We start from the raw sequence: 19,829 nt of genomic DNA on the forward strand, positions 1-19,829 counted from the left end.
ACTGTGGCAATGCCGAGGCCGGAGTGCGAACCGTCGCCCACGCACGGGTCCGGGGCGGGTCCGGGGCGGGTGCGGCGCGCGGGCCCGACGGGCCCGGCACATGCGGAGTTACGGGCCTGCGGCCTCGGCCGGCGCGGTGTTCCCGGCGACGCCCCGAGCGGCGACCGGCATCATGCCCTGAGCCCCGCCCCGCCCCACACTCGGCATCGCGCCCTGAGCCGCGCCCGCGCCCCGCCCCACACTCGGCGCCGTGTCCTGTCCTGCGCCCCGCCCCGTACTCGGCCCCACAGCCTGCCCCGCGGCCCGCCGCTCGACCGCCGCCGCCAGCAGGGTCCAGCCGTCGATCTCCTCCACCCGGCGGCACCCCGGCCGCCACCCGCGGGCCAGCGCCTCGTCGAGCAGGGCGCGCACGGCACCGGGTTCGTGCAGGTTGAGATCGACGTCGCCGTGGACGAAGCCGACATCGCCGGAGCCCAGATAAGCGCCACCCGGGACGTACCGGCCCGGTTCCTCGGCGAACACGACGCGCAGCGCGGTGGGGCTGCCCGCGCCCGACTCCTCCTCGGGGCGCAGGGTGAGGATCTCGCGACAGTTCTCGGGCCGGCCGGCGGACCCGTCCGGGACGTCGTGGCGGTGGGCGAGCCGCCACAGATAGACGTGTCCGTCGGCGACGAGCCGGCGAGGTTTCTTCCCACTGCGAGGCATGGAGGGGAGCGTACGGGGGCCACCCCGTCCTCGGACACCGGATAGCGATCGGACGAACGGGAAAGCGGACCATACGCTGATCGGGCGGAAGGGGCGGCGCGTACGGAGGGCGTCCCCGCGCCGCCGCGCGTCGCGGCCCGGCCCGATGCGCCCGGAGTGACAGCGTCACGGACAACCGCACGCCCACGAGCCGTACGTCCACGCGCCCCACCATCAGCACGACCACGCCGCACCACCCAGCCGCACAAAGGGACCCGTCCCATGCGATTGCGCAACGCCCTCGCCCTCGCCGCCCTGACCGCCGTCGTTCCCGCCGTTCCGGCGCTGTCGGCCGCCCCCGCCGTCTCGGCGCCACCGGTCCCGGTCCCGGTCCCGGCCCCGGCGGCGTCCGCGCCCGCCGTCTCGGCGCCACCGGTCCCGGTCCCGGTCCCGGCCCCGGCGGCGTCCGCGCCCGCCGTCACGGCCGGCTGCGGCGCGGCGAACGCCCGCGACTTCCCCGTCGTGGCGATCATCCGGGGCGGGCCCGTGGACTACCCACCCGGCGGCGGCTTTCGGACCTGGGACCTGGAACTCACCAACACCACCACCGCGCCCTGCCGGGACCTTCACCCGGTCCTCGTCCTCGCCGACCGCGACCGGGCCCTGCGGCCGGCCCGGATCCGGGCCGAGTTCCACGACGCGGAGGCCCGGCGGTGGCGGCGGATCGCCTTCGAGGGCACCGACCAGGACGAGAGCGTCGGGGTGTTCGGCGAGGTCCCGGCCACGCCCGGCGAGGGGCGGGGGTTCACCGGGTTCACGCTGCCCCCGGGCGCGACGCTCACCGTCCCCGTGCGGCTCGCGTTCAGCGCCGGCGCCGCCTCCGAGGAGGTGGTGGTCAGCGCCGCCGTCGTACGCAAGCGGGGCGACGACGGCGACTGGGTCGGCGAGACCGGCGGCTACCGGCTGACGATCGGCTCCGGTGACCCGGACGCCGGGATCGCCCCGGACACCGAACCGGTCACCGCCCGCCCGGACCCGGCCGCCCAGCCCTCCGCCCCGGCCGCCACCCGCCCCACCGAACAGGACGCCTCCCCCGACCCCCGCACCAGCGCCGTGCCCGCCGTCCCGAAGACCACTCCCACCGCGCCCGCCGCCCCGAAACCGCCGCCCACCCCGGAGACCGACCCCGAGACGGACCCCGAGACGGACCCCGACTCCGCCCTCGGCCCCGGCGCCGAGAACCCCGACGAATCCGCCGACCCCGACGACCCTGAACTCGCCCGTACAGGACCGGAGTCCGCCGACCGCCTCGCCCCCGTCTGTGCCGCCCTGCTCGCCGCGGGCGCCGCGCTCCTGGCCCTGACCCGCCGACGGCCCGGAAGCCGCTCCCGCTCCCGCCCCCAGGGCAGCGGCCCCCGCCCGGGCCGGCCCGCCCGGCACGCGTAGGCCACGCTCCGTACACCCTCCCGTTCACCCGCGTCTGCGACGATCACCGCGTGGAGAACCAGAGCACCGCCCCGGCCCTGCGGCCAGAGCCCGGCGCGCCCGTCAGATCCGGCATCCCCGAGCACGGCCGGATCCCGAAGTACTACGCGGTCAAGGCGAAAGTCGCCGCGCTCATCGACGAGTTGGGCGAGGGCGGGCTGCTGCCCACCGAGCGGGATCTCGCCGTGCGCCACGAGGTGTCCCGAGAGACCGTCCGGCAGGCGCTGCGCGAACTGCTCCTGGAAGGACGGCTGCGGAGGCAGGGCCGGGGGACCGTGGTCGCCGGGCCCAAGCTGGAACAGCCGCTGTCGCTCGCCAGTTACACCGAGGGCGTGCGCCGGCAGGGCCGCCGCCCCGGCCGTACGCTCATCTCCCTCGACCGCTTCCCCTGCCCGCGCGCCCTCGCGCCCGAGGTCGGCGTGGTGCCCGGCGACCCGGTGTGGCACATGGAGCGGGTGCTGCTCGCCGACGACGAGCGGGTCGGACTGGAGAGCACCTATGTCTCCGAGGCCCGAGTCCCGCGCCTGGGAACCGAGTTCGACCCGGACTCCTCCTTCTACGCCTATCTGCGCGACCGGCTCGGGGTGTCGTTCGGCGGGGCCGACGAGCGGATCGAGACCGTGCTCGCCACCCCGCGCGAGGCGCTGCTCGTCGGCACCCCGCCCGCGCTGCCCATGCTGCTGATCCATCGCGTCTCGCGGGACACCGGCGGCCGGCCGCTGGAGCGGGTGCGCACCCTCTACCGGGGGGACCGGTTCAGCTTCACCACCCACCTGGGCCGCCAGGCGAACCCGTCGGAGTGACCCCGATCGGCCCGCCCAGGGTCGCCCGCCCGTGGTCGTATGACCGGCCGTTATCGCCCGACCCGCACACTTCTGCCCACCCACGGGCGATCACGGGAAGGTAACGGGTCTAGGCCAGGTTTGTCGGGCCGTTCACCATCCCGTCGCCCACCGGACCGGTCCGGGCAACCCGCCGACACGACCGTAGGCGTCATGAAGGTCATCGTCGTTGGAGCAGGCGTGGTGGGTGCCATGCACGCCTGGCAGGCAGTGGAACGCGGCCACGAGGTCGTACACATCGAGCGTGAGGCGGAGGCGCGCGGCGCCTCGCTGCGCAACTTCGGGCAGATCTGGGTCAGTGGCCGCGCGGGTGGCGAGGAGCTCGACACCGCCCTGCGCGCCCGTGAGTTGTGGGAGGGCATCGGCGCCCGCGTCCCCAAGCTCGGCTTCCGGGCGATCGGTTCGCTCACCCCGATCCGCGGCGACCTCGAACGCGCCGTCGCCGAGGCCGCCGTGGCCCGCGAGGACGCCGCCGCCCGCGGCTACAAGCTGCTCACCGCCGACGAGGCCCGCGCGATCAACCCGGCTCTGCGCGGCACCTTCGACGCCGCCCTGTGGTGCGAGCGTGACGCCGCCGTCGAGCCCCGCACCGCCCAACTCGCCCTCCGCGAGGCCCTGCTGGCCTCCGGTCGCTACACCTTCCTGCCGAACCGCGAGGTCCGCGAGGTCGTCGGCGAGAACGCGGTCCGCGACGACCACGGCGACCTCCACAGCGGCGACGCCGTCGTGCTGTGCACCGGCGCCTGGCTCTCCGGTCTGGTCCGCGAGGTCGCGGGCGACATCCCGGTCCGCCGCGTCCGGCTCCAGATGATGCAGACCGACCCGCTCGGCGAGGCCCTCACCACCTCCGTCGCCGACGCGGACTCCTTCCGCTACTACCCGGCGTACGCCTCCTTGGCGCTCGACGAACTCAACGCCTCCCAGGCCCAGGACCCGACGGCCGCCGCCCACAAGATGCAGCTGCTCATGGTGCAGCGCCTCGACGGCGGGCTGACCATCGGTGACACCCACGAGTACGAGCACCCCTTCGCCTTCGACACCGTCGAGGAGCCCTACGAGCACCTCACGCGCGTGGTCGAGTCCTTCCTCGGCCGCCCGCTGCCGAGGATCCGCCGCCGCTGGGCCGGCGTGTACGCGCAGTGCGTCGACACCAGCCGGGTCGTCCACCGCCAGCGGGTGCGCGACGGCGTCTGGCTGGTGACCGGGCCCGGCGGGCGCGGCATGACCTGCTCGCCCGCCATCGCCGAGACCACCGCCAACGAACTGGGCTGGTAATCCTCATGAGCTTCGCGAACTCCTTGAACCCGTCGACCCCCTCGAACGCCGTCGTCTCCCCGGCCTCCCCGATCGCGGGTCGCGGGCAGCGCCACGACCTCGTCGTCCTCGACATGGCCGGCACCACCGTCGCCGACGGCGGTCTCGTCGAGCAGGCCTTCGCCACCGCCGCCGAGCGCCTCGGCGAGGACCCGTCGACGATGATCGACTACGTCCGCGCCACCATGGGCGAATCCAAGATCTCCGTCTTCCGGCACCTCTTCGGCGGCGATGAGAACCGCGCCCAGCAGGCCAACCAGGCCTTCGAGAGCGCGTACGGCGAGCTGGTCTCGGCCGGACGGATCGCCGCCCTCCCCGGCGCCGCCGAGGCCATCGGCACGCTCACCGAACAGGGCCGGACCGTCGTCCTCACCACCGGCTTCGCCCGGGTCACCCAGGACGCCATCCTGGACGCCCTCGGCTGGCGCGACCTCGTCGCGCTCACCCTGTGCCCCGGCGACGCGGGCGGCCGAGGCCGGCCCTACCCGGACATGGTCCTCGCCGCGTTCCTGCGCACCGGAGCCGTCGACGACGTCCGGCGGATCGTGGTCGCGGGCGACACCTCGTACGACATGCTCAGCGGGGTCCGGGCCGGTGCCGGGATCGTCGCGGGCGTGCTCACCGGCGCCCACGGCGAGGACGCCCTCACCGACCACGGCGCCACCCGCGTCCTGCCCTCGGTCGCCGAACTGCCCGCGCTCCTCGCGGAGTACGAGGGATGACCGCCCCCGCCCCCGCGGCCCCGGCCGGCGCGCCCGCGGTGTCCGCGGCGCCCGGCGCGGGCGCCGCTCCGGGGGGTGCCCCGGGAGCCGCCTCGGGCATCCGGTTCGACGGCGTGTCGGTCGCGTACCACGGCAACACCGTTCTCGACCACCTCGACCTGACCGTCGAGCCCGGCGAGGTCATGGCCCTGCTCGGCCCCTCCGGCTCGGGCAAGACCACCGCTCTGCGCGCCGTCGCGGGCTTCGTCCGGCCGGCCGCCGGGCGGATCCACATCGGCGGCCGGGACGTCACCGACCTCCCGCCGTACCGGCGCGGCATCGGCATGGTCGTGCAGCAGTACGCCCTCTTCCCGCACATGCGGGTCGCCGACAACGTCGCCTTCGGCCTGAAGGCGCACAAGCTTCCCAAGGCGCGGATCCCCGAACGGGTCGCCGAAGCCCTGGAGATGACCGGCATGGCGGCCTACGCGCAGCGCTACCCGCGCGAGTTGTCCGGCGGCCAGCAGCAGCGTGTGGCCATCGCCCGCGCCCTCGCCATCCGCCCGGACGTGCTGTTGCTCGACGAGCCGCTGTCCGCGCTGGACGCCCGGCTCCGCTCCGGCATGCTCACCGAACTCGCCCGGCTGCACCGCGAGTTGCCGCATGTCTCGATGCTGTACGTGACCCACGACCAGGTCGAGGCGCTGACGCTCGCCGACCGGATCGCCGTCATGGACCGGGCCCGGCTGCGGGACTGCGGCACACCGTGCGAGCTGTACCGCAACCCGCGCAGCGAGTTCACCGCCTCCTTCGTCGGCAACGCCAACCTGCTGCCGGTGACGGTCCGTTCGGACGGCGCGGGTGGCGCGGACGGCGTCCTGCTCGACGACATCGCGCTCGACGTCCCGGTGGACGGCATCGCCCCCGGCGCCGCCGCCACCCTGTGCGTACGCCCCCACCTCGTCGGTCTCGGCCCCGGCCCCAACGCGCTCACCGGCAAGATCGCCGAGGTCCAGTGGCGCGGCGCCACCCACCGCCTGGACGTGGCGGTTGGCGCTGCCGGCCACCGGGTGAAGGCGGACGTACGCGAACTGCGCGAGACCCCGGCCGTCGGGGACGAGGTGACGCTGCACTTCGCCCGCGAGGACGCCGTCCTCCTGGCGGCGGGAGTGAACGATGGCTAGCCGGGTCCCCGCGCTCACCAAGGAGCCTGCCGTGCCCGAAGCCGTAGCGGCGTCCCCGCGGGACCCGGACCCCTCCCCGGCTCCCGTGCCCGCGACCGCACCCGTGGGGAAAGCGGCGAAGCCCGTAGGGGTCACGACCGCGTCCGTACGGGACGGGGCGGAGCCCGTGGGGGAAGCGGCGGATCCCGTACGGGACACCCCGACCACCCCGACCACCCCGACCCCTCCCGCACGGCGCACCGTCCCGGCCTGGGTCTGGGCCCTGCCGCCCGTCCTCGCCCTCGGGCTCGTCTTCCTCTACCCGCTCGCGCTCGTCGTCCGCGAGTCCCTCGCCCCCGGCGCGTACGCCCAGGTCTTCGCCTCCGCCTCGTTCCGCGACGCGCTCGGCACCACCGTGTGGCTCGCCGTCGCCGCCACCGCCGGCTGCCTCGTCCTCGGTTTCGTCCTCGCCCTGGTGATCGCGTTCGTCCCGTTCCCCGGGGCCCGGGCGGTGTCGAAGTTCATCGACGTCTTCCTCTCCTTCCCGTCTTTCCTGATCACGCTCGCGCTGCTGTTCCTCTACGGCTCGGCGGGCATGGCCAACGGACTGTGGACGGACGTCACCGGCGCCGCCGGCGGCCCCTTCGCCTTCCTCTCCACGCCGTGGGGCGTGCTGCTCGCCGAGATCACGTACTTCACCCCGTTCGTGATACGGCCCCTGCTCGCCGCCTTCTCACAGCTCGACACCGCGCAGCTGGAGGTCGCCTCTTCCCTCGGCGCCCGCGCGCCGCGCGTCGTCCGGCAGGTGATCCTGCCCGAGGTGCTGCCCGCGCTCGCCGCCGGCGGCAGCCTCGTCCTCGTCATGTGCCTCAACGAGTTCGGCATCGTGCTCTTCACCGGCGCCAAGGGCGTCACGACCCTGCCGATGCTCGTCTACGGCAAGGCCATCCTCGAATCCGACTACGCGGCGGCCTGTGTCGTCGCCGTCGTCAACGTGGTGATCTCCGTGGGTCTCTACACCCTCTACCGCGTCCTGGTCTCCCGTACCGGAGCCGCCCGCGCCCAGTCCCGCACCCGGTCCGGGGCCGGGTCCGAGTCCCGCGCCCGGTCCCGGTCGGGGTCCCTGTCCCGATCCCTGACGGGAGGCGGTCGCCGTGCTGGTGCATAGCCGCGCCGGACGCTGGGGCGCCTGGGCCCTGTTCGCGGTCCTCTTCGTCCCGCTGTTCGCCCTCCCCCTCCTCGTCATCCTCACCGCCTCGTTCAGCACCAACTGGTCCGGCGCCTTCCCCTCCGGCCCGACCACCGAGCACTACACGGCCGCGGTGCGGGGCGAGTCCCTCCAGGCCCTCACCACCAGCCTGGTCACCGCCCTCACCGCCAGCGTGCTCGCGCTCGTCCTCGGCACCTGGGCCGCCCTCACGGCCGCCGCGCTGCGCACCCGGGGCCGCCGGATCCTCGACGCGCTGTTCGTCCTGCCGGTGGCGGTGCCCTCGGTCGTCGTCGGACTCGCCGTCCTGGTCGCCTTCTCCCAGCCGCCGTTCCTGCTGAACGGAACGCGCTGGATCGTGATCCTGGCGCACACCATTCTTGTCACGGCGTTCGCCTATCAGTCGGTTTCGGCTGCCATCCTGCGTCTCGACCCGATGTACGAACAGGCGGCGGCCAGCCTCGGCGCCCGCCCCTCGTACGTACTGCTCCGGGTGCGGCTGCCGCTTCTGCTGCCGTCGCTGAACGCGGCGGCCGGTCTCTGCTTCGCCCTGTCCATGGGCGAGTTGAGCGCCACGATGATGCTCTACCCGCCGGACTGGCTGCCGCTGCCCGTGCGGATCTTCACGGCCACCGACCGGGGTTCGCTGTTCACCGGCTCCGCGCTCGCGGTGGTCCTGATGACGGCCACCCTCCTCGTCCTGCTCGCCGTGTCCCGGATCCGCACCAAGGCCACCTACCGCTAAGCGCTGGCCGCGCTGTCGGCACAGTCCGCGCTGTCGACACAGTCCGCACAGTCCATGCGGTCCGCCTGGCCCCGAGCCTCCCGACGTCCCTCTCCCTGGAGAAGAAACCCCATGCGCACCACCTCCCTCCCCGCCCGCCGTTCCCGCGTGTCCTACGTCAAGCCGGTCGCCGCCGTCGCCGGCTGCCTGGTCCTCGCCGGCACCCTCACCGCCTGCGGCGGGGGTGCCGCGGCCGACGAGAAGGTCGTCACCGTCTACAGCGCCGACGGCCTCAAGGGCGAGGCGGGCGACGGCTGGTACGACCAGGTCTTCAAGGACTTCGAGAAGAAGACCGGCATCAAGGTGAAGTACGTCGAGGGCGGCTCCGGCGAGATGGTGCAGCGCGCCGCCCGCGAGAAGAGCAACACCCAGGCCGACGTCCTCGTCACCCTGCCCCCGTTCATCCAGCAGGCGGGCTCCAAGGGCCTGCTGGCCGCGTACAAGCCGGAGAACTCCGACCGGGTGGACGGCGCCGACAAGGCGGGCGACGGCACCTGGGTCTCCGTCGTCAACAACTACTTCGGCTTCATCCAGAACAAGAAGGAGCTGAACCCGGCGCCGACGACCTGGGAGCAGCTGCTCGACGGGAAGTACAAGAACAAGGTCCAGTACTCCACCCCGGGCGTCGCGGGCGACGGCACCGCCGTGCTCATCAAGGCCATGCATGACTTCGGCGGCAAGGACCAGGCCATGGAGTACCTGAAGAAGCTCCAGGCCAACAACGTCGGCCCGTCCTCCTCCACCTCCAAGCTCGCCCCCAAGGTCGACAAGGGCGAGATCCTGGTCGCCAACGGCGACGTCCAGATGAACTTCGCGCAGGCCAAGTCCATGCCGAACCTCTCGATCTGGTTCCCCGCGAAGCAGGGCGGCACGCCGTCGACCTTCGCCCTGCCGTACGCGGCCGGTCTGGTGAAGGGCGCCCCGCACACCGCGAACGGCAAGAAGCTCCTCGACTTCATGCTGAGCGACGAGGCGCAGCGCCAGGTCAGCGCCATCGGCGGCGGCTTCCCCGCCCGCACGGACATCCGGCCCACCGACGCCAACGCGATCGAGCTGGCGAAGCTGCTGGTGGGTGTCGACGTCTTCCAGCCGGACTGGGCCGACATCGACAAGAACCTGACCACGTACGTCGACGCGTGGAAGGCCGCGACCGGCAGCTGAGCGTGCGCCCGCCCCCGGCCCCGGGCCCGCCCGGGGACGGGGACGGGGCCGGGGCCGGTCGGACGTGGCGACGCGCCGGACCCGCCCTCGTTCGAGTGGGGATACGGCCGTCGTGCGAAGCGCGGTGATACGGGTGAAGGTCATCCGCACCCCCGACGGAGGTTCCCATGGCTGCCAACGGCTGGACCGACGACCTGCTCGACCGCATGCGCACCACCGGCGACCCGCTCGGGGACGCCGCCATCGCCGAGACGTACGAGCTGGGGCAACAGGAGCAGGTCCGCCAGACCCTGCTCGGCTTCGGCCGCAACAGCGACGCCGTCCCTGCCGGACTGCCGCCCAAACTCCAGGAGTACTTCGCGCGGACCGCCGACCTGCCGCCCTGGGCGGATCAGGCGCGGATGGCGCGCGGCCACGATCTCCTCGGCCGCTACCAGCCGCTCATCGCCACGATCCTGCTCTGCGGCTCGCTCCCGAGCTGCTACACGTGCGGCAACGGGGCCGAGGTGCTCGCCCGTTCCCAGCGGCTCACCTCCGGGGTGTACCGACGGCTCTCGGAGACCTCGCAGTTCATCGTGGACGTGCTCGACAACGACGGCCTCGGACCGACCGGCCGCGGGCTCCGCTCCGCCCAGAAGATCCGCCTGCTGCATGCCACCATGCGCTATCACGTGTCCCAGCTGGGCGACTGGGACGCCGCGAAACTCGGGGTGCCGGTCAACCAGGAGGATCTGGCGGGCACGCTGATGAGCTTCTCGGTGGTGATCCCGAACGGCCTCGCCAAGCTGGGTGTCCAGCTGACGACCGAGGACCGGGACGCCTACTTCCACATCTGGCGGGTGGTCGGGCATGTGCTGGGGGTGCGCGAGGAGCTCAACCCCGAGAAATTCGGGGACGGTTCGGCCCTCGTGGACCGCGTCATCGCCCGGCAGCAACGCCCCTCGGAAGCCGGCACTGTGCTGACCAAGGGCGTCCTGGACTTCATCCGCGAGCTGCTGCCGGCCCCGCCGGGAGTGGGGCCCACCCTGATCCGGACCCTGATCGGCGACAAGTCCGCCGACGTCATCAAGGTGCCCCCGTCGGACAGCCTCACCCAGCTCGGACTGAGCGCCGCGAGCCTGCCCGCCTTCGGCTACGGCAAGACGGGCGACACCCTCCCGCCGGCCGCGAAGGTGGCGAGCCAACTGGGGCTGCTGATCTTCAAGGAGGGGCTGCTGCTGGCCAACAAGGGCCGCCGCCGCGACTGGCAGGTCCCCACGGGCCTGACCGACGCGCCGTCCTGATCCGCCGCCTTGCCGTGACGACCTCCTCGACGCCCTCCCCCCGCCCGAACGGCCCCGCACCGGCTGGGAATCCGGTCGCGCGCGCCGACGCCTGGACGTCCGCGACCGGCAGCGGAGAGTTCACCGGACGACCACCGGGCGACACTTTCCCACGCGGGAGGGTCGCGGAAGGATAACGGGTACGGACCACAGCCCAACGCCCCTGGTACGCCAGGGGCGTTGGCATGCCCGCATACCCCCTTCTGGAGGCTCTCGCATGCCCACCCCCGGCCCGTCCCGCCCCACCGGCCCCGCGACCCCGACCCGCCGCGGTGTGCTCGCCGTCGGCGCCTCGGCCGCCGTGGCCGTCACCGTCGGCGGCCTGGCCACCGCGCCCACCGCCTCGGCCGCCACCCCCGGTGCGCCCACCGCGACCACCGCCTCCGGTGCCGCCGTCCCGACCCTCCCGAACGGCACCAGTACCCGCAAGGTGCTCGTCGTCGGCATGGACGGCCTGCGCCACGACCGCATCGACGCCGCCTCGGCTCCCCACCTCAAGTCGCTGATGGCGAACGGCACATACGGTCGCTCGCTGCTCTACTCCAGCCCGATGGCCGCCACTTCCTCCGGCCCCGGCTGGTCGACGATCTCCACCGGCGTCTGGCCCGACAAGCACGGCGTGAAGGACAACACCTTCACCGGCCGCAACTACACCGCCTACCCCGGCTTCCTGGCCCGGCTGCACCAAGTGCGCCCGGAACTCTCGCTGTTCGCCGCCGTCGACTGGCCCGAGCTCGACACGTACGGCACCGTGACCCCCGGCGCGGACGCCAAGGTGGTCTACAACAACGACTACGCCGTCAACGACCTCACGATCACCGAGGTCACCGAGGCCGTGCTGCGCGAGCAGAACCCCGACGTCCTCTTCGTCTACTTCGGCGAGACCGACGAGATCGGCCACAACAACGGTGCCGCCGACCCCCGTTACCTCGCGGCCATCGACGTCCAGGACGGCTACCTCGGCCGGCTCCTCGCCGCCATCGAGGCCCGCCCGACCCGCGCGGCCGAGGAGTGGACGGTCGTCGTCGCCACCGACCACGGTCACACCGACGCGGGCGGGCACGGCGGCTCCAGCGTCGAGGAACGGCGTACGTTCGTACTCGCCCAGGGCCCGGGCATCGAGGCCGGCGCCCGGCCCGCCGACACCCGCCTCGTCGACGTCGCCGCCACCGTCTTCCACCAGCTCGGCATCGTCCCCGACCCGGCCTGGGGCCTGGACGGCAAGCCGGTCCAGCAGCGTTCCGCGGACGCGTTCGACACCCTGCTGCCCGTCCTTGCCGGCCGCGTCGACGAGACCGGCATCCCCGCCGGCGTCCTCGGCTTCACCCACACCGCGCCGAGCGGCTGGTCCGTCATCAACAACGCCATGGGCACGGGCGGAGTGACCGAGTGGCGCGGCTGGTCCTTCGCCACCGACGAGTTCTGGTCCCGCTCCCAGCGCGACCAGTGGCGCGAGCTGAACGTCCGCTCCCGGGGCGTGTTCGCCGTCGCCGACTCCGACGAGTGGGCGGACAAGAGCTTCTCGGGTACGTACGACTCGACGCTGGTCAGCCCGGCGTACGCGGTCTCCGGTGCCGCCCGCGTCAGCCTGTCCTTCGCCACGCTCTACCGCCAGGAGGGCGCCCAGAGCGCCCAGATCCTGGCCTCGTTCAACGGTGGCACCCCGACCGTCGTCAAGAGCTACACGGCGGACGTGCTCTCCCAGCCGCAGACGGTCACGGTCCCCGTGCCCGCGGGCGCGTCCAGCGTCTCCTTCCGGTTCCGCTACACCGGCTCGAACAACTGGTACTGGGTGGTCGACGGGGTCGCGGTCACCACGTCCTGATCGCGTATCACGCCAAAGCGGCCGGTTCCCGCCCGGAGGGCGTCCGGGCGGGAACCGGCCGCCGGACGACTGACGCCGAAGGTCAGATGTACTCGACCAGGTCCGCGATCGAGTCCTTCACATGCGTCGGCCGGTACGGGAACTTGCCGATGTCCTCCGGCGCCGTCAGGCCCGTCAGCACGAGGAAGGTCTCCATGCCCGCTTCAAGCCCCGCCAGGATGTCGGTGTCCATCCGGTCGCCGATCATCGCGCTGGACTCGGAGTGGGCCCCGATCGCGTTGAGGCCGGTACGCATCATCAGCGGGTTCGGCTTGCCGACGAAGTAGGGCTCCTTGCCCGTCGCCTTGGTGATGAGCGCGGCGACCGCGCCCGTCGCGGGCAGCGCGCCCTCGGCGGAGGGGCCGGTCTCGTCGGGGTTCGTGGCGATGAACCGGGCCCCGTTGTTGATCAGCCGTACCGCCTTCGTCATGGCCTCGAAGGAGTACGTCCGGGTCTCGCCCAGGATCACGAAGTCGGGCTCGGTGTCGGTGAGGATGTACCCCACCTCGTGCAGCGCGGTGGTCAGACCGGCCTCGCCGATGACGTACGCGGAGCCGCCCGGGTGCTGGGTCTCGAGGAACTTGGCGGTGGCGAGCGCCGACGTCCAGATGTTCTCGGCGGGCACGTCCAGGCCGATCCGGCTGAGCCGGGCGTGCAGGTCGCGGGCGGTGTAGATGGAGTTGTTCGTGAGGACCAGGAAGGGCCGGCCGGAGTCCCGCAGCTTGGTGATGAACGCGTCGGCTCCCGGCACCGGGATGCCCTCGTGCATGAGCACGCCGTCCATGTCGGTGAGCCACGATTCGATGGGCTTGCGGTCTGCCATGGGGCCGGTCTCCTGTCGGATGGCTTGCGGTGGCGCCGGGACGACGCTGTACCGACGGCCCCAGCCTAGGCCGTGTCCATTCAAGGGCCGGTCGCGGTCTGGCGCGAACCGGAAAGATCGGTAATCATCGGTAATGATCAACAGTGATCGGTAATGATCCGAAATGATCCAAGCGGACTGCCGCCGGGATCCAGAGCAGCCCTGGGAGACCCGATGACCATGCCCCTCTCCGAACTCACCGGGGACTATGTCCTCGACCCCGCCCACACCCGGATCGGCTTCGTCGCCCGCCACGCCATGGTGACCAAGGTCCGCGGTGCCTTCCACCAGTTCGAGGGCACCGCGCATCTGGACGGCGCGGACCCGGCGAAGTCCACCGCCCAGGTGGTGATCAAGACCGAGAGCATCGACACCGGCGTCGAGCAGCGTGACCAGCATCTGCGTACCAACGACTTCCTCGACGCGCCCAACTTCCCCGACATCACCTTCCGCACCACCTCGGTCGAGGTGAAGTCCGACACCGACTATCGCGTCACCGGCGATCTCACGGTCAAGGACGTCACCCGCCCCGTGAGCATCGACTTCGAGTACACGGGCAACGCCGTCGACCCCTACGGCAACCTCCGGGTCGGCCTGGAGGGGGCGGTGACGATCTCCCGCAAGGAGTTCGGCGTGACGTGGAACGCGGCCCTGGAGGGCGGGGGCGTGCTGGTCGGCGACAAGATCGTCCTGGAGTTCGACATCTCCGCGATCAAGCAGTAGCGGTCCCGGGCCGGTTCGGCCCCGTTCGCCTCCGCCCTGTCCCGGACCCGGGACCGGGCGGGGCCTCGCTCGTCCGTTTGTCTGCTCGTCCGCCCATCCGCTTGTCGGCTCGTCCCACCGGCCCTCCCGGGATGCGGGAGGGGGCGATTCGGGTGACCCTGCCAGTACCAGGAGGTCACCATGCGTTCAGGTTCCATCGCGCTGGGTGCCGCCACGGCGGCCATGGTGCTGGTGCTCACGCCCGAGGCGGGCGTCGCCCAGGCCCACGACGGGGTCCGGGTCACGGCCACCCCCGGCACGGCCCCGCCCGGTGCCGGGGTCGATCTGCGGGTCACCGGCTGCGCGGGCCGCGCCGGGACCGCCGTGTCCCCGGCCTTCGCCAAAGAGGCGCGGCTCAGCGGTCGGGGTGAGGGCCCGCCCCCGAAACACGACCAGGACCACGGTCGAGACCACGACCAGGACCACGGTCGAGACCACGGCCAAGGTCGCGACCAGGACCACGGCCAGGGGCGCGAGGACGGGCGGAGCTGGGACCAGGGCCGGGAGTGGGGACAGGACCGGGGGCAGGGGCAGTGGTGGGGCCACGCGGGCGGGCGGGGTGGCGGTCAGGGGAGTGGCAAAGGAGACGGCAAAGGGGACGACAAGGGGGATGACAAGGGGGATGACGAGGGGGACGGCAAAGCGGGTGAGCTGTCGGGTGGCGTCCGCCTGAAGCAGCGCCTCGACGAGGGCACCTACCCGATCAGCGTGTCCTGCGACGGCCACGACCACCGCGACGCCGGGACCCTCAGGGTCCGGCGGAGCGAGCAGCCGCCCTCGCGTCCCACCTCCCACCCGTCCCCGGTCGCCCCGGTCCACGCGGGCGGCGGCGGGACGGCCGTGTTCGCCGCGCCCGCCGCGCCCGGGGTGGCGCAGACGGCGAGCGAGGAGGGCCTGGGCACCCCGTACACCGTCCTCGGCTTCGGCCTGGCCGCCCTCGCGGCGGCGGCCCTCGCCCTCCGCGGCAACGCCCGGCGCCGCACCGACTCCGGTGCCGGGGGAGGGGCGGTCGCCGGGGAGAAGCCCGGGGGCGGGGCCGGCCAGGGCGCGGACTGAGCGCGTGCCGTCCGGGCGGGCACTGACCGGGGCGGCCTGGGCGGCCCTCGTACTCAGCCTCTGGATCTGGGGTCAGGACGGAGCCCCGCCGCCCGGCACCGCGGCGGCGCCGACCACCGGCGACATCGCCGCGGCCGGCCGCCCGCCGGGTATCCCGCTGCCCCCGGCGCACTCCCCGCTCGCCGCGCTGGAGCCGCGCCGTGTCGAGATCCCGTCGATCGGGGTGGCGGCGCCGGTCGTGCCCCGGGGGCTCGACGACGACGGGGCGATCGAGCCTCCGTCGTACGAGACGCCGGAGACCGTCGGCTGGTACGAGGACGGCACGCCGCCCGGCGCCCCCGGCGCGGCGCTCCTCGTCGGCCATGTCGACACCGAGACCGGCCCGGCCGTCTTCTACGGGCTGAGCGCGGTCCGTCCCGGCGCGGAGGTGGCCGTGACCCGGTCGGACGGCAGCGTCGCCCGCTTCACCGTCGACGACGTCCAGGTCCTGCCGAGGGACGGGTTCGACCCGCGGGCGGCGTACGGCCGGCGGCTGCCCGGCCGCGCCGAGCTGCGGCTGATCACCTGCGGCGGAGCCTTCGACCGCGCGTCCGGCGCGTACACGGCGAACGTCGTCGTCTCCGCCTACCTGTCCGATGCCTCCACCGACGGCTCGGGCCGCTGACCTGCGAAGAGGCGCGGAGATACACCGGGGGGCCAGGCCGAGACGCGCCGGACATACGACTGAGGCCCTTCACCTGATGGTGAAGGGCCTCAGTCTTCGCGTGCGCCGCCAGGGACTCGAACCCCGGACCCGCTGATTAAGAGTCAGCTGCTCTAACCAACTGAGCTAGCGGCGCCTGCTGACAGAGATAACTCTACAGGACTTCCGGGGGTGCCCCTGACCATTTCCCGCCCCCTCCGGCCTGTCGGATGGTCGTACTGGGGAATCGATCCGTCAAAATGCCATTTGTTAGGACAGTCGAGACATTGGCGCCCGTGTCGGAGCGCCAGGAGATCTTGACGGCTGTGGAGGGGAACACATGAGTGTGCCGGTTTTCGAGGAGTTCGAACCCGAGGCCGACTGCGGTTGCGCGGGCTGTGCCGGGCAGCGGAGGGCCCGCGCGCTCGGTGTGCCGGTACGGGCCGGGGGCCACCCGGCCGCCCATGGCGTGCGGCGCGCGTTGGTCCTGGTCACGGCCACTGGAGCGGTGCTCGGCACCGGGGGCGTGGGCCCGGCCGGCGCGACGCGGACGGCGGACGGGGTGGGCGGGGTGAGTGGGGCAGCCGTCGAGGCGACGGGATCCCGGGTCTCCGCCCCCGGCATCGGCGTCGGCGGCATCGGCGTCACCGACCACGAGGCGGAGCCCGAGAACCCGCAGGGCGGACAGGAGCCGTTGCGCGCCGTGTCCGGCCGGGGTCCGGTATCGGCCACGCCGGTGTCGGCTCCGGCCGCGCTCCCGGCGGCGGCCCCGCGCGGCCCCGTCCCGGCCCTGCGCGCGACGACCCGCGCCGACATCGTCCGCCGCGCCGAGAAGTGGGTGACGGCCAGGGTCCCGTACGACATGAACCGCTACTGGGGCGACGGCTACCGCCAGGACTGCTCCGGCTATGTCTCGATGGTCTGGAACCTGCCCTCCAACGAGTGGACGGGCAGCCTGACCCGCTTCGCCGACCGGATCTCGCGCGCCGATCTCCAGCCCGGTGACATCCTGCTCTTCCACAACCCGGCCGGCCCGACGCGCGGCTCGCACGTGACGGTCTTCGGCGGCTGGACGGACTCCACGCGCACCTCCTACACCGCGTACGAGCAGACCAAGCCGTACACCCGGACACGGACGACGCCGATGGCGTACTGGCAGGACTCGGAGCATTACGTCGCCTACCGCTACAAGGGCCTGACCGGCGCACCCTCGGTCCAGGGCGGTGGAGCGGGAGGCGGTACGGGCAGCGCGGCCACGCCGTACCCCGGGGCGGCGAAGTTCGGGCCGGGCGCGGACAACGCGTACGTCACACGCCTCGGGAAACTGCTCGTGGCGCGCGGCGGCAAGAGCTTCTACCGGCAGGGGCCGGGCCCGCGGTGGGGCGAGGCGGACCGGCGGGCGACCGAGGCGTTCCAGCGGGCGCAGGGCTGGAAGGGCGGTGCGGCCGACGGGCTGCCGGGGCCGCGGACCTGGTCGCTCCTGGTGACGGGACAGGGCAAGGACATCGGCGGCGCGGGCGGTTCCGGCGGGTCGAGCGGGTCGAGCGGATCTGCGACCGCGTTCCCCGGGCGTGGCTCCTTCCGTCCGGGCCAGTCCCACGCATATGTGGAGAAGCTGGGCAAGCAGCTGGTCAAGCGGGGCTTCGGCAAGCACTACACGTCGGGCCCCGGCCCCCGCTGGACGGAGGCGGACCGGCGCAACGTCGAGTCCTTCCAGCGGGCCCAGGGCTGGCGCGGCTCGGCGGCCGACGGTTATCCGGGCCCGGAGACCTGGCGGCGCCTGTTCCGATGATCACGACGACATGAGGTGACGACCGAATGAAGGCATCGACCCCGATGAGCCCCGCGCCTCCGGGCCCGGCCGCCCTGGCCGATTCCGGCGCGGCCGCCAGTCGTGACGCGGCCCGCACCGCCCGCCGGCTCACCGACGGCAGGCTGCGCGCGAGCACCGCGCCGCCGGGCGACGGGCCGGAGGCAGGGCCGGAGTCGGAGCCAGAGCGGGACTCGGAGCCGGGGGCCGGGGGCGCGACCGGGGCGGGCGCCTCCGACAGGACGCCGCTGCCGCCGGAGGTCACCGAGGCAGAGGTCACCGCGTCGGAGGCCGCCGAACCGGAGGCCGCAGAGTCGGAGGCCGTGGGGCAGGCTCCGGAGCCCGCGCGGGCCGAGGAGGAGAAGGCTGCCGACGCCGTCCTCGATCCGGTGGCCTCGGCCGACGCGGAGGCCGAGGGCGGCACGGGTGACCCGGAGGACTCGGACAAGGCGGTCGCCGCCGAGGCGGACACCTCGGCGGCGGACCAGGCGGCACCTCCCGCCGGGCCCACACCCCAGCCGCCGTCCGTCCCCGAGCCTTCCGCCGCTGTGACCGAAGAGCCGCAGGTCCTGGACACACCTCCAACCCCTGCGCCCGACCCCGAGCCCGACCCTGTCCGCACCCTCACCCCCACCCCCGTCGGGGTCGGCTTCGCATGGATGGCCGGGGCGCACTTCACGATGGTGTCCGTCCCCGCGGCCTCCGCCGACCAGCGGCCCGCCAAGAGCGGTGCCCCGTCCGCCCCTTCCGCTCCCACCCTTTCCGCTCCCACCCCTTCCGCTCCGGTTCCTTCCCTTCCTTCCTCCGACGGGGTGGCGACGCGGGGGAGCGGCGGGCGGCGCCGGGCGGTGATCGGGGTCGAGACGACCGGGACGATCCCGGTACATCTGCTCTTCCGGGACGAGCCGGCGCCCGGCCCCGACGACGGAACCCCGGCCACCGCATCCGCACCCGCATCACCGGGCACGTCCAGGCCCTCCCTGATCAAAACCCGGCAGACCGGCTTCCCCACACCCCCGGACCCCGCCGGCCCGGTCGCACTCCGACCCACGCTCACCCCCACCCCCGTGGCCACCACCCGCGCGCGCTCCACCGCCGCTTCCGCCGGGCGGCCGGTGCCAGCCGCCGACCCGAAGCTGGTGGAACGCCCCGGTCCGGTGCTGCCCGGCTGGGTCGGTGTGACCGGCGGGCTGCTGGCGCTGTTCGGGTGCGCGGTGCTCGTGTGGTGGATGGGCGCCGTGCCCCGGGAGGCGGCGCGCGTGCTGGGGCTGCCGCCTCGGCCGTACGACGGCATCGGCCTCGGCCAGTGGTCCCTGCTCGCGCTCGGCAGCGTCGTCACCCTGTTCTTCCTGGGCGGGATCGGCCGCGGACGGGTCGGTTACGCCCTGGTCCTCACCCTCTTCGGCGACTATCGCGGCACCGTCCGCCGGACCGGTCTGCTCTGGGTGAGCCCGCTCCTGCTGCGCCGCCGGGTGGACGTACGGCTGCGGCACTGGCGCAGCGAACCGCTGCCCGCCGTCGACGCGAAGGGCACGGCGCTCGATGTCGTGGTCCTCGTGGTCTGGCGGGTCCGTGACACCGTGCGTGCCGCGCTCGGGGTGGACCGGCACGAGGAGTACCTGCGCGAGCAGGTGGAGGCGGCGATGGCCCGGGTCCTGTCGCAGCTGCCGGCGGACGCGTTCCACGAGGACGCGCCGACGCTGCGCGACGCCGAGGCGGTCGGTGAGGCGCTGACCCGGACGCTGTCGGCGGAGTGCGCACCGGTCGGCATCGACGTGTACTCGGCGCAGCCGACCCGGATCGAGTACGCCCCCGCGGTCGCGGCGGCGATGCAGCGCCGCCGGATCGCGGCGATCGACGCCAAGCACCGGGACAGCGTGCTCACCTCGGTCGTGGACGCGGTCGACGACGTGGTCCACCGGCTGACCTCCCGTGGTCTGGTGGAACTCGACGACGACGAGCGGAAGGCGCTGGTGAAGGACCTGACGGTGGCGTTCTCCACCGGCCGGACGGCGTCGGGCGAGGCTGTCTGAGCGGCGCGCGGTGAGAGCGGTACGTCCGCGAGAGCGGTGGACCGCCGGCGCCGCAGGCGATGACGACCCGGCGATGACGGCGCGCTGACGACGACGC

The 19,829-nt window shown here is 73.4% G+C and carries 17 protein-coding genes and 1 tRNA gene; 15 read left to right on the plus strand and 3 right to left on the minus strand.

All coding sequences use genetic code 11. The annotated features are described in order from the left end of the window. Positions 1-108: 108 nt before the first annotated feature. Positions 109-705 (minus strand): hypothetical protein, encoded by a 597-nt coding sequence (locus tag ACGFRB_RS11275; protein ID WP_393241846.1) that lies wholly within the window; start codon positions 703-705, stop codon positions 109-111. A 261-nt stretch (positions 706-966) separates the two neighbouring features. On the opposite strand from ACGFRB_RS11275, the gene ACGFRB_RS11280 reads away from it, so the two are divergent. The 10 genes from ACGFRB_RS11280 to ACGFRB_RS11325 all read left to right on the plus strand — a co-directional run bounded on the left by ACGFRB_RS11280 (position 967) and on the right by ACGFRB_RS11325 (position 12,488). Beyond that, complete coding sequence (locus ACGFRB_RS11280; protein ID WP_393241849.1) at positions 967-2,130, plus strand: hypothetical protein; 1,164 nt, start codon at positions 967-969, stop codon at positions 2,128-2,130. 50 nt (positions 2,131-2,180) lie between these two features. Beyond that, complete coding sequence (locus ACGFRB_RS11285) at positions 2,181-2,972, plus strand: GntR family transcriptional regulator (RefSeq protein ID WP_393241852.1); 792 nt, start codon at positions 2,181-2,183, stop codon at positions 2,970-2,972. A gap of 192 nt (positions 2,973-3,164) precedes the next feature. Beyond that, on the plus strand, positions 3,165-4,286 hold the full coding sequence (locus ACGFRB_RS11290; RefSeq protein ID WP_393241855.1) for a TIGR03364 family FAD-dependent oxidoreductase: 1,122 nt from the start codon (positions 3,165-3,167) through the stop codon (positions 4,284-4,286). A gap of 113 nt (positions 4,287-4,399) precedes the next feature. Further along, positions 4,400-5,047, plus strand: a complete 648-nt coding sequence (locus ACGFRB_RS11295; RefSeq protein WP_393242517.1) for an HAD family hydrolase — start codon at positions 4,400-4,402, stop codon at positions 5,045-5,047. Further along, positions 5,044-6,210 (plus strand): ABC transporter ATP-binding protein, encoded by a 1,167-nt coding sequence (locus ACGFRB_RS11300; protein ID WP_393241858.1) that lies wholly within the window; start codon positions 5,044-5,046, stop codon positions 6,208-6,210. Before ACGFRB_RS11295 ends, ACGFRB_RS11300 begins: the two co-directional genes overlap by 4 nt. A gap of 166 nt (positions 6,211-6,376) precedes the next feature. Beyond that, positions 6,377-7,357: a 2-aminoethylphosphonate ABC transporter permease subunit gene (locus ACGFRB_RS11305; protein ID WP_393242519.1), complete on the plus strand. Its 981-nt coding sequence runs from the start codon at positions 6,377-6,379 to the stop codon at positions 7,355-7,357. Then, positions 7,344-8,141: an ABC transporter permease subunit gene (locus ACGFRB_RS11310; RefSeq protein WP_363000649.1), complete on the plus strand. Its 798-nt coding sequence runs from the start codon at positions 7,344-7,346 to the stop codon at positions 8,139-8,141. The genes ACGFRB_RS11305 and ACGFRB_RS11310 overlap by 14 nt, the downstream gene beginning before the upstream one ends. Positions 8,142-8,252: 111 nt before the next feature. Further along, positions 8,253-9,341, plus strand: a complete 1,089-nt coding sequence (locus tag ACGFRB_RS11315) for a 2-aminoethylphosphonate ABC transporter substrate-binding protein (RefSeq protein ID WP_363000647.1) — start codon at positions 8,253-8,255, stop codon at positions 9,339-9,341. Between the two features lie 167 nt (positions 9,342-9,508). Next, positions 9,509-10,624: an oxygenase MpaB family protein gene (locus tag ACGFRB_RS11320; RefSeq protein WP_393241862.1), complete on the plus strand. Its 1,116-nt coding sequence runs from the start codon at positions 9,509-9,511 to the stop codon at positions 10,622-10,624. A 256-nt stretch (positions 10,625-10,880) separates the two neighbouring features. After that, positions 10,881-12,488, plus strand: coding sequence for an alkaline phosphatase family protein (locus ACGFRB_RS11325; protein ID WP_393241865.1), 1,608 nt, complete (start codon positions 10,881-10,883; stop codon positions 12,486-12,488). Between the two features lie 82 nt (positions 12,489-12,570). Here ACGFRB_RS11325 and ACGFRB_RS11330 read toward each other — a convergent pair whose 3' ends face one another. Beyond that, on the minus strand, positions 12,571-13,350 hold the full coding sequence (locus ACGFRB_RS11330; RefSeq protein WP_363000641.1) for an HAD-IIA family hydrolase: 780 nt from the start codon (positions 13,348-13,350) through the stop codon (positions 12,571-12,573). 213 nt (positions 13,351-13,563) lie between these two features. On the opposite strand from ACGFRB_RS11330, the gene ACGFRB_RS11335 reads away from it, so the two are divergent. The 3 genes from ACGFRB_RS11335 (at position 13,564) to ACGFRB_RS11345 (ending at position 15,871) form a co-directional block, all read left to right on the plus strand. Next, entirely contained in the window at positions 13,564-14,112 is a 549-nt protein-coding gene (locus tag ACGFRB_RS11335; RefSeq protein WP_393241869.1) for a YceI family protein, read from the plus strand. A 180-nt stretch (positions 14,113-14,292) separates the two neighbouring features. Beyond that, positions 14,293-15,207, plus strand: a complete 915-nt coding sequence (locus ACGFRB_RS11340) for a hypothetical protein (protein WP_393241872.1) — start codon at positions 14,293-14,295, stop codon at positions 15,205-15,207. Between the two features lie 4 nt (positions 15,208-15,211). After that, a complete protein-coding gene (locus ACGFRB_RS11345) occupies positions 15,212-15,871 on the plus strand; it encodes a class F sortase (RefSeq protein WP_393241875.1) in 660 nt (219 codons plus the stop codon). 101 nt (positions 15,872-15,972) lie between these two features. On the opposite strand, the gene ACGFRB_RS11350 is transcribed toward ACGFRB_RS11345, so the two are convergent. Next, positions 15,973-16,046: transfer RNA gene (locus tag ACGFRB_RS11350), tRNA-Lys, on the minus strand. A gap of 183 nt (positions 16,047-16,229) precedes the next feature. On the opposite strand from ACGFRB_RS11350, the gene ACGFRB_RS11355 reads away from it, so the two are divergent. Further along, positions 16,230-17,681, plus strand: a complete 1,452-nt coding sequence (locus tag ACGFRB_RS11355) for a peptidoglycan-binding protein (RefSeq protein WP_393241878.1) — start codon at positions 16,230-16,232, stop codon at positions 17,679-17,681. Positions 17,682-17,707: 26 nt separating this feature from the next. After that, on the plus strand, positions 17,708-19,732 hold the full coding sequence (locus tag ACGFRB_RS11360) for an SPFH domain-containing protein (RefSeq protein WP_393241881.1): 2,025 nt from the start codon (positions 17,708-17,710) through the stop codon (positions 19,730-19,732). Positions 19,733-19,829 lie beyond the last annotated feature (97 nt).

It is taken from the genome of Streptomyces sp. NPDC048718 (assembly GCF_043198875.1).
Lineage (GTDB): Bacteria > Actinomycetota > Actinomycetes > Streptomycetales > Streptomycetaceae > Streptomyces.

What these genes read in the sequence shown, in the direction of transcription:
- ACGFRB_RS11275 (WP_393241846.1), bottom strand. Translation starts at nt 705, where the DNA reads ATGCCTCGCAGTGGGAAGAAACCTCGCCGGCTCGTCGCCGACGGACAC.
- ACGFRB_RS11280 (WP_393241849.1), top strand. Translation starts at nt 967, where the DNA reads ATGCGATTGCGCAACGCCCTCGCCCTCGCCGCCCTGACCGCCGTCGTT.
- ACGFRB_RS11290 (WP_393241855.1), top strand. Translation starts at nt 3,165, where the DNA reads ATGAAGGTCATCGTCGTTGGAGCAGGCGTGGTGGGTGCCATGCACGCC.
- ACGFRB_RS11295 (WP_393242517.1), top strand. Translation starts at nt 4,400, where the DNA reads ATGGCCGGCACCACCGTCGCCGACGGCGGTCTCGTCGAGCAGGCCTTC.
- ACGFRB_RS11300 (WP_393241858.1), top strand. Translation starts at nt 5,044, where the DNA reads ATGACCGCCCCCGCCCCCGCGGCCCCGGCCGGCGCGCCCGCGGTGTCC.
- ACGFRB_RS11315 (WP_363000647.1), top strand. Translation starts at nt 8,253, where the DNA reads ATGCGCACCACCTCCCTCCCCGCCCGCCGTTCCCGCGTGTCCTACGTC.
- ACGFRB_RS11320 (WP_393241862.1), top strand. Translation starts at nt 9,509, where the DNA reads ATGGCTGCCAACGGCTGGACCGACGACCTGCTCGACCGCATGCGCACC.
- ACGFRB_RS11325 (WP_393241865.1), top strand. Translation starts at nt 10,881, where the DNA reads ATGCCCACCCCCGGCCCGTCCCGCCCCACCGGCCCCGCGACCCCGACC.
- ACGFRB_RS11330 (WP_363000641.1), bottom strand. Translation starts at nt 13,350, where the DNA reads ATGGCAGACCGCAAGCCCATCGAATCGTGGCTCACCGACATGGACGGC.
- ACGFRB_RS11335 (WP_393241869.1), top strand. Translation starts at nt 13,564, where the DNA reads ATGACCATGCCCCTCTCCGAACTCACCGGGGACTATGTCCTCGACCCC.
- ACGFRB_RS11340 (WP_393241872.1), top strand. Translation starts at nt 14,293, where the DNA reads ATGCGTTCAGGTTCCATCGCGCTGGGTGCCGCCACGGCGGCCATGGTG.
- ACGFRB_RS11355 (WP_393241878.1), top strand. Translation starts at nt 16,230, where the DNA reads ATGAGTGTGCCGGTTTTCGAGGAGTTCGAACCCGAGGCCGACTGCGGT.
- ACGFRB_RS11360 (WP_393241881.1), top strand. Translation starts at nt 17,708, where the DNA reads ATGAAGGCATCGACCCCGATGAGCCCCGCGCCTCCGGGCCCGGCCGCC.